This is a genomic window from Mesorhizobium intechi (assembly GCF_002879535.1).
Taxonomy (GTDB): domain Bacteria; phylum Pseudomonadota; class Alphaproteobacteria; order Rhizobiales; family Rhizobiaceae; genus Mesorhizobium; species Mesorhizobium intechi.
This window is the reverse complement of record NZ_PNOT02000188.1, coordinates 1-14,825: the sequence shown is the minus strand read 5'-3', so window position 1 is coordinate 14,825 and position 14,825 is coordinate 1. Positions and strand designations below refer to the sequence as shown.

14 protein-coding genes are annotated in these 14,825 nt (G+C 63.0%); 10 read left to right on the top strand and 4 right to left on the bottom strand.

Annotated elements, in window-relative coordinates:
- Together C1D09_RS15845 and C1D09_RS15840 are read left to right on the top strand one after the other, a co-directional pair.
- Nucleotides 1–1,345 (top strand): class II 3-deoxy-7-phosphoheptulonate synthase (locus C1D09_RS15845; RefSeq protein WP_246135764.1); only part of this gene is annotated, 1,345 nt, incomplete at its 5' end.
- Nucleotides 1,346–1,467: 122 nt separating this feature from the next.
- A complete protein-coding gene (locus C1D09_RS15840) occupies nt 1,468–1,947 on the top strand; it encodes a hypothetical protein (protein ID WP_143975194.1) in 480 nt (159 codons plus the stop codon).
- 89 nt (nt 1,948–2,036) lie between these two features.
- On the opposite strand, the gene C1D09_RS15835 is transcribed toward C1D09_RS15840, so the two are convergent.
- On the bottom strand, nt 2,037–3,107 hold the full coding sequence (locus C1D09_RS15835) for a diguanylate cyclase (protein WP_143975193.1): 1,071 nt from the start codon (nt 3,105–3,107) through the stop codon (nt 2,037–2,039).
- Nucleotides 3,108–3,517: 410 nt separating this feature from the next.
- Between C1D09_RS15835 and C1D09_RS15830 the strand changes: the two genes are divergently transcribed.
- Both C1D09_RS15830 and C1D09_RS15825 read left to right on the top strand, forming a co-directional pair.
- On the top strand, nt 3,518–3,934 hold the full coding sequence (locus C1D09_RS15830; protein ID WP_143975196.1) for a GFA family protein: 417 nt from the start codon (nt 3,518–3,520) through the stop codon (nt 3,932–3,934).
- Nucleotides 3,935–4,012: 78 nt separating this feature from the next.
- Nucleotides 4,013–4,372 (top strand): diacylglycerol kinase, encoded by a 360-nt coding sequence (locus tag C1D09_RS15825; protein ID WP_027052020.1) that lies wholly within the window; start codon nt 4,013–4,015, stop codon nt 4,370–4,372.
- A gap of 30 nt (nt 4,373–4,402) precedes the next feature.
- On the opposite strand, the gene C1D09_RS15820 is transcribed toward C1D09_RS15825, so the two are convergent.
- Together C1D09_RS15820 and C1D09_RS15815 are read right to left on the bottom strand one after the other, a co-directional pair.
- On the bottom strand, nt 4,403–4,990 hold the full coding sequence (locus C1D09_RS15820; protein WP_143975192.1) for a DedA family protein: 588 nt from the start codon (nt 4,988–4,990) through the stop codon (nt 4,403–4,405).
- Nucleotides 4,987–5,550, bottom strand: a complete 564-nt coding sequence (locus tag C1D09_RS15815) for a DUF1003 domain-containing protein (protein ID WP_143975191.1) — start codon at nt 5,548–5,550, stop codon at nt 4,987–4,989. Before C1D09_RS15815 ends, C1D09_RS15820 begins: the two co-directional genes overlap by 4 nt.
- 86 nt (nt 5,551–5,636) lie before the next feature.
- On the opposite strand from C1D09_RS15815, the gene C1D09_RS15810 reads away from it, so the two are divergent.
- The 6 genes from C1D09_RS15810 (at nt 5,637) to C1D09_RS15785 (ending at nt 13,748) form a co-directional block, all read left to right on the top strand.
- Nucleotides 5,637–6,353 carry a DNA-3-methyladenine glycosylase I gene (locus C1D09_RS15810; RefSeq protein ID WP_143975190.1) on the top strand — a complete coding sequence of 239 codons (717 nt, stop codon included), beginning with the start codon at nt 5,637–5,639 and terminating at the stop codon, nt 6,351–6,353.
- A 119-nt stretch (nt 6,354–6,472) separates the two neighbouring features.
- Nucleotides 6,473–8,149 carry an NAD+ synthase gene (locus C1D09_RS15805; protein WP_143975189.1) on the top strand — a complete coding sequence of 559 codons (1,677 nt, stop codon included), beginning with the start codon at nt 6,473–6,475 and terminating at the stop codon, nt 8,147–8,149.
- A 55-nt stretch (nt 8,150–8,204) separates the two neighbouring features.
- The gene (locus tag C1D09_RS15800; protein WP_143975188.1) at nt 8,205–8,615 is read left to right on the top strand and encodes a GNAT family N-acetyltransferase; all 411 of its coding nucleotides are present in this window, start codon (nt 8,205–8,207) and stop codon (nt 8,613–8,615) included.
- A gap of 391 nt (nt 8,616–9,006) precedes the next feature.
- Entirely contained in the window at nt 9,007–10,812 is a 1,806-nt protein-coding gene (locus C1D09_RS15795) for an ABC transporter ATP-binding protein (protein WP_143975187.1), read from the top strand.
- A gap of 234 nt (nt 10,813–11,046) precedes the next feature.
- Entirely contained in the window at nt 11,047–12,228 is a 1,182-nt protein-coding gene (locus C1D09_RS15790; RefSeq protein ID WP_143975195.1) for a hypothetical protein, read from the top strand.
- A 146-nt stretch (nt 12,229–12,374) separates the two neighbouring features.
- Nucleotides 12,375–13,748, top strand: a complete 1,374-nt coding sequence (locus C1D09_RS15785; RefSeq protein ID WP_143975186.1) for a glutamate--tRNA ligase — start codon at nt 12,375–12,377, stop codon at nt 13,746–13,748.
- Here the strand turns inward: C1D09_RS15785 and C1D09_RS15780 are convergent.
- Nucleotides 13,666–14,825, bottom strand: a 1,160-nt coding sequence (locus C1D09_RS15780; protein ID WP_143975185.1) for a DUF2865 domain-containing protein, incomplete at its 5' end; no start/stop codon positions are given. The two genes, C1D09_RS15785 and C1D09_RS15780, sit on opposite strands and share 83 nt — an antisense overlap.

Below are 14,825 nucleotides of genomic sequence, written 5' to 3'. Positions count from 1 at the left end.
AGCAAAGCCGATCAAGCAGGTTCCTGCCTATCCGGATCTTGCCGCGCTGAAGAACACGGAAGCCCAGCTCGCCACCTTCCCGCCGCTGGTCTTTGCCGGCGAGGCACGCAAGCTGACGAAGCAGCTCGCGGCGGTCGCAAACGGCGACGCCTTCCTGCTCCAGGGCGGCGATTGCGCCGAAAGCTTTGCCGAACATGGCGCCGACAACATCCGCGACTTCTTCCGCGTCTTCCTGCAGATGTCGGTCGTGCTGACCTTCGCCGGCGCACAGCCGGTGGTGAAGGTCGGCCGCGTTGCCGGCCAGTTCGCCAAGCCGCGCTCTTCCGACAACGAGACCAAGGGCGAGGTGACGTTGCCGAGCTACCGCGGCGACATCATCAACGGCATCGAATTCGACGCCAAATCGCGTATACCCGATCCCGCACGCCAGGAAATGGCCTACCGCCAATCGGCGGCGACGCTCAATCTTCTGCGCGCCTTCGCGCAGGGCGGCTATGCCAGCCTGGAGAACGTGCATCGCTGGATGCTCGGCTTCGTCTCCGACAGCCCGCAGGGCGAGAAATACGAGTCGCTGGCCAACCGTATCACCGAAACAATGGACTTCATGAAGGCCGTCGGCATCACCTCGGAGACCAATTATGCGCTGCGCGAGACCGATTTCTACACCAGCCATGAAGCACTGCTGCTCGGCTACGAAGAGGCGCTGACCCGCGTCGATTCGACTTCGGGCGACTGGTACGCCACCTCGGGCCACATGATCTGGATCGGCGACCGCACGCGCCAGCCCGATCATGCGCATGTTGAGTATTGCCGGGGCATCAAGAACCCGCTCGGCCTGAAATGCGGCCCGTCGCTGACCGCTGACGGTTTGCTGGAACTCATCGACCTGCTCAACCCCGAGAACGAGCCGGGCCGGCTGACGCTGATCGCCCGCTTCGGCTCCGACAAGGTCGCCGACCATCTGCCGAAGCTGGTGCGCGCGGTGCAGAAGGAAGGCCGCAGCGTGGTCTGGTCGTCGGATCCGATGCATGGCAACACCATCGAGGCCGCCGGCTACAAGACGCGGCCGTTCGACCGCATCCTGAAGGAGGTACAGACCTTCTTCGAGGTGCATCGCGCCGAAGGCACGCATCCGGGCGGCATCCATGTCGAGATGACCGGCAAGAATGTCACCGAATGCACCGGCGGTGCGCGCGCCATCACCGCCGAGGAACTGCAGGACCGCTACCACACGCATTGCGACCCGCGCCTCAACGCGGACCAGGCGATCGAATTGGCCTTCCTGGTGTCGGACCTGCTGAAGAAAAGCCATCCGGTGCAGCACAAGCAGGTCGCCAACGGCTGATTGGCCACTTGCCAAGTTGAAGAAGCGCTGGCCCGCGCCGGCGCTTTTCAAGTCCGGCGGATGACGCCGACCCGGGCGCATCGCAACGAGCTTCCTGCGACCAAACCGCTGCAGCAAATGTCATGGAATTAGCGGCCGCCTTTCAGGTCTACTCATACGGCCTCCCGGCTCAGCCGGGCGATATCGAGCGGCTACGCCAGACCTATCCGCACGTTCCGGCGGGCTATTTTGAGATTGTCAGGGAAATGACCAACCTGGTGCTGCTGTGGAATCGTCATGGCGAATTGCGCCTATGGGGTCCCGAGCATGTCATGGCGATGGACCGAGCCTATGGCGTATCGGCGGCAATCCCTGGCGCGATGCCCTATGGCGACAATGGCGGCGGCGGAGAATTGCTGGTGCATGGCATGGGATCCGCGGGATTGGCCACCTATTTGGTCGATACCGGATCCCTGTTTCTCGACGAAGATGCGCCGTTTGTCGCCCCCCACCTGCAGGGATTGCTGGAGACCGCAGAAGGCGCGGACTTGATCTTCAAATTGGATCAGATACCAGAAGAAGATATTGTGCCGCCGCGCATCGAAAAAGGCGAGTACCGGTGAGGGGCATGAAATGCGTCACTCGTCGGCTGGGCGGTCGCGAGCTCGCCCTCATGTCGGGAAGGGCATTCGAGGCGTAATCCGGTCAGCTGTCAGTCCTTTTTGTAGAGCAGCCAGCTTTTGCCGGCGCGACCGGCCATCGTCGAATGCTTGGTGACGCGGTTGCGCCCGCTCACCTTCGAGCGATAGAGCGCCCGGTCGGCCTTGGTGTAGAGGTCCTCTGGGCCTTCGGCCTCCGATGCCATGCAGATGCCCATCGATACCGTCACGGTGCCGTAGTTCGTGCCGGTCTGGCTGCTGGTGAACGGCGTCTGCTCGATCAGGGAGCGGATGCGCTCGGCGATCTCGTAGGTTGCATCTTCGCTTGCGCCCTCGATGATCAGCGCGAATTCCTCACCCCCCGTACGGGCGACGAACATGTCGCCGCGAATGCTGGTCTGGAAGATCTCGGCGATGATCTGGATGATCCTGTCGCCGACGGGATGGCCGTACCGGTCGTTGATATCCTTGAACCGATCGATGTCGGCGAGGATCAACGCATTGAACAGGATACCCTTGTTGCTGGTGTAGATCCTGGTGATCTCCTTGTCGAAGGCGCGCCGGTTCCAGATTTGCGTCAATGGATCCGTGTTGGCCAGCCGCTTGTATTCCTCGAGCTTCGACTTGACGCTCTCCAGTTCCGCCGTCTTGTCGCTTAGCGTCGAGGCTATCTGCCGGCCGTGATCGATCGTCGAATTGGTGGCAACGGCCATGGCATTGGCGATCTTCTGCAAGAGTTCCTGCGAGAGCAGGCTGCGGCCACTCAAGCCGCTGGAGGTCTCATCGAGGATCCTGCCGTATTTCTCGATGTGGCTGCGTTCGCTGCGCAGCAGCGATGCGACTTCCTCGAGCTCCCTGGCGATGACGTCCCGAGCATGCTCGACGATACCCGGACCGTGGTTTTGGGCGAAGAAAGAACGGCCGATCTTGTCCAACTCGTCCTGTGTCGGGCGGTTGCTCAGCGAGAGCACGGCGAGGCTGAGGTCGCGGTTGGTGCCGCTCAAGGCCTCGTAGAAGATCTCGTAGTTGCGGGGCAGGCCCAGCACGCCAAGCTGGCGCATGGTGGCGACGACGGCGGATGCAATGTCAGTATTCTTGTCCGTAGTGGCGGCTGCCGACTGCATGTCTGGTTCACTCTTCCCATTGGATCCCGAGACAGGGTTTGCGGGTCCCATCGCCGACCTGGGGAGCGGCTATCGATATTCCAGAACATCTTGCGAAGAGACGCATCCCCACCCGCGATCTTCGCTTGGCACGACTATAGATGCGGCAGCGCTAAAGTTTCCTTAATCCGCACGACTTCCACAGGTTCTCCTCTGCCTGTGGCTGTAGATGCGTAAATTTCTGCACCATTGTCGCGAGGTGGCACACAGTTCGGCCGCTTTGAACTCGAAATCCGAGATGTGCGCTGCTGGAGATGAAACCGAATTTCGATTTTACCGCGCCAATCGATGTCGTATTTCCTTGCGCACAACCACTGCAAAGGTGGAATCCTGGCGATGGAGCTGAACGAGGTTTGTCTAGGGGTGCCGAAATGAGCGACAGCCACCATGGATCATGCCTGTGCGGAGCGGTCCGCTTCCGGACAAGTGGAGCGCTGCGGGGCGTCGTCTACTGTCATTGCTCGCAATGCAGGAAGCAAAGCGGGCATTTCTACGCCGCGACCAATGTTGCCGACGCCGACATCGTGATCGAGGGTATCGAAAGCATCACCTGGTATGAAGCGTCCGCTTTCGCCAGTCGCGGCTTTTGCAAGACATGCGGGTCCGCGCTTTTCTGGAAGCCAAGGACACAAGACTATATTTCGGTCATGGCGGGAGCGTTCGACGGGCCGACGGGTCTCAAGGCCGACTGTCATATCTTCGTCGGCGACAAGGGCGACTATTATTCGATCGACGACGGGCTGCCGCAGTTTGAAAAGTCGACGCCTTCGATAGCGGTTGCCGAATGAATTTTGGACGGGCTGTCTTATTCCCTTGATCGGGCCATTGCTTTATCCCCTGCCGGTAACTCGGAGAGGGATTTGGGCATGCAGCGGCTGATCGATGCATTTATCAATTCGGTGCGGGCGTTTCGCAAACTGGCCGCCCATGAGAAAGCCTTCCAGCAGGAACTGATGCTGCTGGCGTTGGCCTTGCCAGCCGGATGGTTCGTTTCGGTTTCGTGGCGTGGCTACGGCCTGCTCATCGGCGCCGTGCTGCTCCTGATCATGGTCGAGGTGCTGAACACCGGCATCGAGGCGGCCTGCGATGCCTTCAGCCGAGAGTTCAATGTCGACATCCAGTTGGCCAAGGACTGTGGTTCGCTGGCGGTGCTGATTTCGGTCGTCATCGTCGCCGGAGTCTGGGGCATAGCGCTCATCGAGCGGGTCACCGGCTTTCCCATCTGACTTTCCGAGCGCCCATGGAGGCCGGTGGCGTCACTGCTCCCGGCGACGTTCCCGCTTGGCGATGTGGCCTGCGATGAACCAGGCAAGGATTGCTACCGTCAAGCCGACGCCGAGCCCGATGAACAGCCGCTCGTGGCGCATCAACGCCTGGCCGACGAAATGCTCGGCGCCCAGCCCGAACACATAACCGATGGTGATGAACAGCGCCGCCCAGATTGCCGATGAGATGGCGTTGAGGATGACAAAGCGCGGCATCGGTATGGTCGAAAGGCCAGCCGCGATGCCGCCGACCAGCCGCATGCCGTAGATGTAGCGATTCGACAGCACGAAGATGTTGGGATGGGTGTTGAGCAGGCGGTAGGCGCGGCTGAAACCGGGGCGCCGGCGCAGCCTTTTGACATAGCGATGATCGGCGAAACTGCGCCCTAGAATGAAGAAGCAGGTGTCGCCGGTGAAGGCGCCGAGGGCCGCGGCGACCATGGCATGCCACAGGACGAAGACATGCTGGTGGGCGAAGAAGCCGCCAAGGATCGCGGCGCTCTCGCCTTCGGCGACGCAGCCCAAAAAGACGGCAATGAGCCCATATTGCTCAATGAAATGATGGATCGCGTCAGTCATGAAGCCGACTGCTGCCGCGCCAGCCTCTCGTCGATGCGCTTGACCACTTCCGCCAGCCGCACGATCTCGTCGCGCATGCCGATTATCTCGCTGTGGCGCAGTTCATCGAGCTTCTCGTGCAGCGCCATGATCTCGATCTCGGCCTTCAGATTGACCTCGTAGTCGTGGGCGGCGTCGATGCGGTCGCGCTCGGTCTGGCGGTTCTGCGCCATCATGATCACCGGCGCCTGCAAGGCGGCGACCATCGACAGCACCAGGTTGAGGAAGATGAACGGGTAGGGGTCGAAGGCGTCGCGCGTCAAGAGCCAGACATTGCCAGCTGTCCAAACAATCAGGAAGGCGATGAACCCCAGGATGAAGGACCAGGAGCCGCCGATGCGGGCGATCGTATCGGCAAGACGGTCGCCAAAGGTCTGATGGAAGGCGACGGCCTTGTTGGTGTCCCTGGAGATCGTGGTGCGTTCGAGTGTCGATTGCAACACCCGGCTCTCGAGCTGGCTGAGGCCATCAGGCCGTCGCTTGAGCCAGCGGTTCGCCAGGTCGTCGATTGTCTTGTTCATGGCAGCCTCCGTCGTCGGTGGAGATAGACGTAGAGGCTGCCGCCTCTCGCGGGAAGTGTTACATTCAAGCCAACAGCGAGGGACCCATGGCCAATTTCCAGAAAATTCGCCTGCGTGCGGCAGAACGCAAGGGCGGCGAAGCCGAGCTTGCAATGCTGCTCGGGCCGGTGCCCGACAATGCCGCGGTCGCCGATATCCCCGACGATCGCATTCTGTCCACCATGGCCGAGCGGATCTTTGCCGCCGGTTTCGTCTGGCGCGTCATCGAACAGAAATGGCCGGGCTTCGAGGAGGCATTTCTGCGCTTCGAGCCGAAGCGGCTGGTGTTCCAGCCTGACGATTTCTGGCACGATCTGGCTTCCGACCAGCGCATTGTGCGCAACCCGCAGAAGATCAAATCCGTGCGCGACAACGCTGCCTTCGTCGAACGCGTGTCGAAAGAGCATGGCGGCTTCGGTGCATTCCTCGCCAACTGGCCCGCCGGCGACCAGGTCGGCATCATGGCCTATCTCGGCAAGCATGGCAGCCGGCTGGGCGGCAATACCGGCCAGTACTTCCTGCGCTGGCTGGGCTGGGATGCCTTCGTCATTTCAGCCGATATGGCGGCGGCGCTTCGCGACGCCGGCCTCGACATTGCCGAAAGCCCGACCTCGAAGAAGGACCTCGACAAAATTCAGGCCCAGATCAATCAATGGGTGGCGGACACAGGCCTGCCGCGCCGGCACATTTCCCGAATCCTGGCGATGTCGATCGGCGAGAACCATTCTCCGCAGTCGTTGCGCGAATATATGGGCGACGACTGATCGACGGTCTCGACACCACCGATGGTATCAATCGACACGATTGACGACGTCAATCGTGTCGGGGTTGGTCCAAGCGAACGCCATTGCGAGGCGAATTTTGCCGCGCTAAGTCAGCAGGCATGACCAAGAAGCCCGACACACTGCGCATCGCGATCGCCCAGCTCAACCCGACCGTCGGCGATGTCGCCGGCAACCTCGCCAAGGCCCGCGAGGCGAGGGCCGATGCCGCGCGCCAAGACGCCGATCTCGTGCTCTACACAGAGCTTTTTCTTGCCGGTTATCCGCCTGAGGATCTGGTGCTGAAGCCGTCCTTCCTCACGGCGTGCGAAAAGGCGGCGCAGGAGTTTGCCGCCGATACGTCCGATGGCGGCCCCGGCGTCATCATCGGGACGCCGCTGCAGCGCAAGAGCGGCACGCACAATTCGATCATCGTCGCCGACGGCGGCAAGATCATCGCCGAACGCTACAAGCTCGACCTGCCGAACTATGGCGAGTTCGACGAGAAGCGTGTGTTCCAGGCCGGGCCCGAGATCCAGGGGCCAGTCAATTTCCGTGGTGTGCGTATCGGAATTCCGATCTGCGAGGACATCTGGGGCGATGTCGGCATCTGCGAATCGCTGGCGGAAAGCGGGGCGGAAATCCTGCTGGTTCCGAACGGCTCGCCTTATTATCGCGCCAAGATCGATGTCCGCCATCAGGTGGTCATCCGCCAGGTCATCGAATGCGGATTGCCGATCACCTATGCCAATCAGCTCGGCGGCCAGGATGAGCTGATCTTCGACGGCGCGTCGTTTGCCATCGGGGCCGACAAGACATTGGCTTTCCAGATGAGCCAGTTCGAGGAAGCGGTTGACGTCATCACGTGGAAGCGCGGGGAGGACGGCTGGGCCTGCTCGGAAGGGCCGATGTCGAAGATCCCCGAGCGGGAGGAGGCCGACTATCGCGCCTGCATGCTGGGCCTGCGCGACTACGTCAACAAGAACGGCTTCAAGAATGTGGTGCTCGGTCTGTCCGGCGGCATCGATTCCGCGATTTGCGCGGCCCTTGCCGTCGACGCGCTCGGCGAAGAGCGGCTGCGCGCCGTTATGATGCCCTACCGCTACACCTCGAAGGATTCGCTCAAGGACGCCGAGGATTGCGCCCGCGCGCTCGGCTGCCGCTACGACATCGTGCCGATCTTCGAGCCGGTCGAAGGTTTCCTGCACGCGTTGACCCAGCTCTTCGAAGGCACGAAGGAAGGCATCACCGAGGAAAATTTGCAGAGCCGCGCGCGCGGCACCATCCTGATGGCGATCTCCAACAAGTTCGGCTCGATGGTGGTCACGACAGGCAACAAGAGCGAGATGTCGGTCGGCTATGCCACGCTCTATGGCGACATGAACGGCGGCTTCAATCCAATCAAGGATCTCTACAAGATGCAGGTCTACGCGCTGTCGCGCTGGCGCAACGGCCACGTGCCGCCGGGCGCGCTCGGACCTTCGGGCGAGGTCATCCCGAAGAACATCATCGACAAGGCGCCGTCGGCGGAATTGCGCGAGAACCAGACCGACCAGGATTCGCTGCCGCCCTATCCGGTGCTGGACGACATCCTCGAATGCCTGGTGGAGAACGAGATGGGCGTCGACGACATCGTCGCGCGCGGCCATGACCGGGCGATGGTGACGCGCGTCGAGCATCTGCTCTACATCGCCGAATACAAGCGCCGGCAGGCGGCACCAGGGGTGAAGATCACCCGGAAGAATTTCGGCCGCGACCGCCGCTATCCCATAACCAACCGTTTCAGGGATCGTGGGTAACGCGCAGTTTGTCCAATGGGCGAAGATGCGCGATGCCGCGGGGTGAGGACGCAGCATGCCAGACTGTGAAATCAGCTTTGACCCCGCGCGGATCGATTTCCGTGCGACCTCCGACCTGCTGATGGCGAGCTATTGGGGGGCTGGACGCAGCGACGAGTTTCATCGCCGGGCCTTCGCCAACTCGTTCTGCGCCGTCGCCTACATCGATGGCAAGCAGGTCGGTTTCGGCAGGGCGATCACCGACCGCGCGGTGTTCGCCTATCTCGCCGACATCATCGTGTGGCCCGACAATCGCGGGCAGGGCATCGGCCAGCTGCTGGTGCAGGCACTCATCGATCATCCCGAGCTCGGCACCGTCTCGCACTGGAGCCTCTCGACCGGTGATGCGCATGGGCTCTACGAAAAGCTGGGCTTCAAGGCATCGACCGGCGGCCGATACATGCGCTTGGACCGTGCGCCCCAGTGACCGGAGCGGCGAAAGCTCCCGCCGCCGTTGTTGCAAAATAATCGCACTGGTTGGACCAGATACGCTTTTGGGCAAGGCCCGTCTTGGCGATGTGTCAGAGCGTCTCTATAAGGACCACTCCGCGATTCATTTGCGGGAGGTCCGAATGGCAGTATTTAAAATGGTAATGCGAGGCCGCGAAGCCTAGGTCTCATCCGGCGCCCCGCGAAGGTCCGTCCTTCGCATCGGAGCCGAAGTGAGCAAAGGCCTACGCCGATGCCGGTCGCCGCCCGATCACGGGCGTGGCGCCAAAATATGCCACTCCGCTTTCTGGGCAATCATTGGGCCCTTGCGCGGCTTCTTCAATTTTCGACTTTACTGGGATCGGGCTCGTTTGCGCCCGAATGACATCATGACTCGTTTCAAGATCGATTTGCGCGCGAGCGCCTTTCGTAGCGTCCTTGGTTTCACGCTTACCCATTGGCGGCGCCAGCCCCGGCGGCTTTCGCTGATCATGGGTGGTTTCCTGCTGTCGACGCTGGCCGACGTCCTGACGCCGCTCTATTCCGGCCGGCTGGTCGACGCCGTTGCCAGCAGCGCCGGCGCGGACGCCATCGCCTGGAACGCCGCGATGACGGCGTTTTCGATATTGATGGCGCTTGCCTTGACGGGCGTCGTGCTGCGCAACCTGGCGTTCATGGGCATCGTCGAACTGACGCTGAAGATGATGGCCGACATTGCCGCCGATGCCTTCCATCGCGTCCAGCGCTTTTCCACCGACTGGCACGCCAACAGCTTTGCCGGCTCGACCGTGCGCAAGGTGACGCGCGGCATGTGGGCACTCGACCTGCTCAACGACACGATCCTGATCGCGCTGCTGCCGTCGGTGGTCATGCTCGTCGGCTCGACGCTGCTGCTCGGCTGGTTCTGGCCGCTGATGGGCGTGGTCGTTGCCGCCGGCTCGGTGCTGTTCATCATGGTGACGGCGATGCTGTCGCTTGGCTATGTCGCGCCGGCGGCCAGGCTCGCCAACACCTGGGACACGCGCCTTGGCGGCTCGCTTGCCGACGCTGTCAGCTGCAACGCCGTGGTCAAGGGCTTTGGCGCCGAGGAGCGCGAAGAGCGCCGCCTCGCCAGGGTTGTCGCCAAATGGCGGGCGCGCACGCGGCGCACCTGGGTGCGCGGCACCATCAACGGCACCACGCAAGGGGCGTTGCTGCTGGTCATGCGCGCCGCGGTGATCGGCCTCTCGCTGCTATTGTGGTCGTGGGGGCAGGCGAGCGCCGGTGACGTCGCCTTCGTGCTGACCTCGTTCTTCGTGCTGCAGGGCTATCTCAGGGATATCGGCACGCATATCCGCAATTTGCAGAGGTCGGTTAACGACATGGAGGAACTGGTCGATTTTCAGTCCGAACCGCTCGGCATCGAGGACCGGCCCGGTGCCAGGCCGATCAGGATCGCGCAAGGGTCGATCAGCTTCGACAAGGTCACGTTTCACTACGGCAATCACCGGTCGCCGCTCTATCGCGACTTTTCGGTCGATATCGCGCCGGGTGAACGCGTCGGGCTCGTCGGTCACTCCGGTTCGGGCAAGACGACCTTCGTCAAGCTGATCCAGCGGCTCTATGACGTCAATGCGGGCAAGATCCTGATCGACGGCCAGGACATCTCGCAGGTGGCGCAGGCGTCGCTGCGCGGGCAGATCGCGATCGTCCAGCAGGAGCCGATCCTGTTCCATCGCTCGCTGGCCGAAAACATCGCCTATGCCAGGCCGAACGCGACGCAGGAGGAGATCGAGCATGCCGCGAAGCTGGCCAGCGCGCATGACTTCATCACCAGCCTGCCGAAGGGTTATGGCACGCTGGTCGGCGAGCGCGGCGTGAAATTGTCGGGCGGCGAGCGGCAACGCGTCGCCATCGCGCGCGCTTTCCTGGCCGATGCGCGCATCCTGATCCTGGACGAGGCGACGTCCAGCCTCGATTCGGAATCGGAGGTGCTGATCCAGCAGGCGATGGAGCGACTGATGGTCGGCCGCACCACGCTGGTCATCGCGCACCGGCTGTCGACGGTGCGCGCGCTTGACAGGCTGCTGGTCTTCGATCGCGGCGACGTTGTCGAGGAGGGCTCGCACGACGAGCTGATCCGGCTGAAAGGCGGCATTTACCGCCGGCTGTTCGAGCGTCAGGCGCTCGAACTGACCAAGGGACTGGTCGTCTGACCTGGGATGGCCTGCGGCATCGCCCCGGAGGCCATCCCATCAGGCGCTGTCGGCTGGAGTGATCTGCGCGGCATAGTGTTGCGGCATCCCTGCAGTTTAGATGTTTTTCATGATGCCGGGGCGCCGACACGCCTTTTCTACCGCTGGTTGTGGGCTGTTTACGCAAAAGCAACCCGGCGATCGTAAGCCCGTACCTTGGGATCAGACTGGTCAGCGCAGGATTTCGGCTTCACGATGCATGTTGGTTCCGAAGATACCGGTGCGGAAAAAGTAGCTGCGCCGTCGGTGCTGCCAACTCAACACGGCACGGTTCGCCCGCTCGCCGCCGAAGATCTTGAGCGCGTCGCCGCACTCTTCCTCACGAAGTTTCGTCGTCGGCGACGTCACCTCCTCGATCGCGCCATCGCTGAGACGGCCGAGTATATGAGAAAGATCTATCTCGACCCTGCCGACCGGCCAGGCGCGAGCAACGCCCTTGTCCAGATCAACCCGCAGGGAGATCTGGGTGGCTTCCTCGGCGTCCTGAAGGCCCGCTACGAGCTCAACGGCGCGACAATGAATGCCGCGATCATCGGTCCGCTCATGGCTGACACCGGCACCGATCACGGTTCGGCCGGGCCGCAATTGCTGCGTGCCGTGCATCAGGGCGAATTCGATCTGCACCTGACCGATTCGGCCAATCGCGTATCCCTGGCCTTCGCCCGCCCGATGAAATACCAGTTGCTGCCGACGCATTGTCTGGGATGGACCCGCATTTTCCGCCCGGCGGCGGTGGTCTCGGCAGTGGCACGCGGTAAATGGCCGGGCCTGCCTCGCGTCGTGCTCGATCCCTGCGCCCGAGCATTCGATGCTTTTACGAGAAAAAGGTTCGAGCCGCCTGTCCAGCATTCCTCGTCACACCGGGTCCATCGCGGGCCGATGGATGCCGCGCAATTTGCGGAGCGCCTGCCGACCCTTGTCTCGGATTACTCGCTGCGGCCGCGCTGGCAGGACGGCGAGCTGCCACGGCTGCTCGCGCTGGCCGCCGAGAAACGGGCCGACGGCCCCCTTCATTTTGGGGGGACCTACGACGAAGCCGGTAAAATGCTCGGCGCCTACGCTTTCTACGGTCAGGCCGGCGGCATCGCGAACCTGCTGCAACTCCAGTCCTTCGGACCTCACTGGGGTGCGACGCTGGATGGCGTGATGGAGGACGCGTGGAATATGGGCTGCGCGGGCATCATCGGGCAGACGCAGAGCAGGTTCATGCCGCAACTCTTCAGCTACAAGAATGTCTTCTTCCGCTATGCCGGGGGAACGATGGTGCGCTCGCGCATTCCCGAGGTTGCGCAAGCGGTCCGCTCCGGCGACATCTTTATCGGTGGGTTGATGGGCGACCGCTGGACCCGCCTCAGTTCCGACGACTTCGGCCGCTGATCGCTTCGACCAGCTGTTCTGATCGGACAGGGGCCATGCGCCTCGCATGGCCGTAGTCTTTTCATCGTGCGCATCATGTTCTATGTCTGCCGACCAGCGCGGGGGCGCATCTTGTCAATCACAAAGGCATCCGGTACGCCCCTTTCATGACAGTTACCGTTCGTTTTGCCCCGTCACCGACCGGCCGCATCCACATCGGCAATGCGCGCACCGCTCTCTTCAACTGGCTGTTTGCCCTGAACAACAAGGGCCGCTTCATCCAGCGCTTCGACGACACCGACATTGCCCGTTCGAAGCAGGAATTCGCCGACGCCATCCTCTACGACCTGCATTGGCTGGGCATCTTCCCCGATGCCACCGAATATCAGTCGCGGCGCTTCGAGGTCTATGACGCGGCGGTCGAGCGGCTGAAGGCGGCGGGCGTTCTCTACGCCTGCTACGAAACACCGGAAGAACTCGATCTCCGGCGCAAGGTGCGCCGCACGCGCGGCCTGCCGCCGGTCTATGGCCGAGAGGCCCTGGCGCTGACACAGGAGCAGGTGGCCGAATACCAGGCCGACGGGCGCCGGCCGCACTGGCGCTTCCTGCTGCCCAATTTCACCAGCGATCCGCTGCAGCCCGAACGCACGGAGGTTCGTTGGACCGATCTGGTACGTGGCGAGGAAACGGTCGATCTCGCTTCGCTCTCGGATCCAGTGCTGGTGCGCGAGGACGGCACCTATCTGTACACGTTGCCATCCGTCGTCGACGACATCGAGATGGGGGTCAGCCACGTCATCCGCGGCGACGACCATGTTACCAACACCGGCGTGCAGATTGCCTTGTTCCAGGCGCTGGGCGCCGTGCCGCCTGTCTTCGGCCACCACAATCTCTTGACCACCGTTTCGGGCGAGGGGCTGTCTAAGCGCACCGGGGCGCTCTCCATCGAAAGCCTGCGCGAGGACGGCATCGAGCCGATGGCCGTCGCGTCGCTCGCCGTTCTGGTCGGCACCTCGGAGAATGTCGCGGCCGCGCATGACCTCGCCGAACTCGCCGCCCATTTCGACCCGGCCGCGACCTCGAAATCATCGGCCAAGTTCGATCCGGACGAACTGTTCGTGCTCAACCGCGCGCTGATGCACCACATGCCGTTCGACGAGGCGCGCGACAGGCTGATGGTGCTTGGCATTTCCGGCGAACAGGCCGAGCCGTTCTGGCTAGCGGTGCGCGGCAATCTCGACCGGCTCGCCGATGCGGTGGGCTGGTGGCGCATCCTGCGCGAGGGGCCGCAGGACAGGCCGGAGTTCTCCGACGACGATCGTGACTTCCTCGAACAGGCCTTCGAAGTCCTGCCCGACGAGCCCTGGAACGGAACGGTCTGGAAGGACTGGACCGGCAAGATCAGGGAAGCGACAGGGCGCAAGGGTAAGGGGCTGTTCATGCCGCTGAGGCTTGCCCTTACCGGACTGCCTTCGGGACCGGAGCTTGCAGATCTATTGCCGCTGATGGGTCGGGAAGGAACGTTGGCCCGACGACCCTGACCTTGCGCTGTTCCGGCGGCAAGGCGGATACCGGCGACGTCACCGGCTTGGCGGAAAGCCGCTTGATGGCGTCGCGGTCGAGCCCGCCGTCCCTGTTGGCCAAGGTTTCCGGGTCGGCGCCGGGATCGGGCTGGGAGGCCGGCATGGGAACCAACGGTGCCGCTTCCGTTGCCGGCGGCGACTGCTGCGGGACCGGCGGATTGCCGCCAATGATCTGGAAGTTCTGCGCGGCATTGCAGCCGCAGGCCGGCGGCCGCGACATGTTGGACTGCTTGTAGAGGTAGGCGGTCGGCAGCTCGCTGTAGGGCCTGCCGGTGACCGATGAGGTCATCGTGGACGAATCGTCGTCCATGCCGCGCGAATAGAAGACCTGCATCTCTGTGCCGGGGCAGCTGGATTCGCAATTCTTCTGGTCTCGCTCGAAATCGCCGACCGAGGCGGCATTCGACATCGGGAAGAAATAGCCGTCGCAGGTACGCACGCAGGTGGTGCGGAACTCGCCGCCGGTGCCCGGAGCGTCTGGAACACCGGGCAGGTTCAGGACGCGGCGGACATTGCGTTCCTCGCCGGAATCGTCCGGCTGGTCAGGCGTGTCGCTCGGCTGGTTGTCGCCGCCGAAAAGCTGGTCGAACAGGTTGGCGTTGCCGCCTTCCTCCCGGTCGGCTTCCTGCAGCGGCGCGCGGCGCGGCGCAACCGTGTCGTCGCGGCAGCCATTGACGTCGAGCGCGGCCAGGATGCGGCCGCGGTCGCGACGCGAGCCGCCGCCGCCGGCGAGTTGGGCTCGCTTGGCCTGGAGACTGTCGAGATTGGCGTTCATGCGGTCGATGGTGGCGTTGAGCCCGGCGCACCGATTGATGTTGCGGGAAAACAGCGAAAACCCGCAACCGGCATTGTCCGCCTGGCTGCGGGCCTTGGAGATCTGTTCGCTCTGCCGGTCGATCGCGGCATCGTACTTGCGGATCATCGCCGGACCGCCGCCGCCGCCACGCGAAGCCGCGGCAAGATCGGCCTCCAATTGACGGCAGACCCGCGAGGCGGCCTGTGGCTCGGCGATGCTGGCGCCTGACAGCAGGAGGC

Excerpts from the sequence above, each read along its gene's own strand:
- C1D09_RS15840 (WP_143975194.1), top strand. The coding sequence starts at position 1,468 with ATGGAATTAGCGGCCGCCTTTCAGGTCTACTCATACGGCCTCCCGGCT.
- C1D09_RS15835 (WP_143975193.1), bottom strand. The coding sequence starts at position 3,107 with ATGCAGTCGGCAGCCGCCACTACGGACAAGAATACTGACATTGCATCC.
- C1D09_RS15830 (WP_143975196.1), top strand. The coding sequence starts at position 3,518 with ATGAGCGACAGCCACCATGGATCATGCCTGTGCGGAGCGGTCCGCTTC.
- C1D09_RS15825 (WP_027052020.1), top strand. The coding sequence starts at position 4,013 with ATGCAGCGGCTGATCGATGCATTTATCAATTCGGTGCGGGCGTTTCGC.
- C1D09_RS15820 (WP_143975192.1), bottom strand. The coding sequence starts at position 4,990 with ATGACTGACGCGATCCATCATTTCATTGAGCAATATGGGCTCATTGCC.
- C1D09_RS15815 (WP_143975191.1), bottom strand. The coding sequence starts at position 5,550 with ATGAACAAGACAATCGACGACCTGGCGAACCGCTGGCTCAAGCGACGG.
- C1D09_RS15810 (WP_143975190.1), top strand. The coding sequence starts at position 5,637 with ATGGCCAATTTCCAGAAAATTCGCCTGCGTGCGGCAGAACGCAAGGGC.
- C1D09_RS15805 (WP_143975189.1), top strand. The coding sequence starts at position 6,473 with ATGACCAAGAAGCCCGACACACTGCGCATCGCGATCGCCCAGCTCAAC.
- C1D09_RS15800 (WP_143975188.1), top strand. The coding sequence starts at position 8,205 with ATGCCAGACTGTGAAATCAGCTTTGACCCCGCGCGGATCGATTTCCGT.
- C1D09_RS15795 (WP_143975187.1), top strand. The coding sequence starts at position 9,007 with ATGACTCGTTTCAAGATCGATTTGCGCGCGAGCGCCTTTCGTAGCGTC.
- C1D09_RS15790 (WP_143975195.1), top strand. The coding sequence starts at position 11,047 with ATGCATGTTGGTTCCGAAGATACCGGTGCGGAAAAAGTAGCTGCGCCG.
- C1D09_RS15785 (WP_143975186.1), top strand. The coding sequence starts at position 12,375 with ATGACAGTTACCGTTCGTTTTGCCCCGTCACCGACCGGCCGCATCCAC.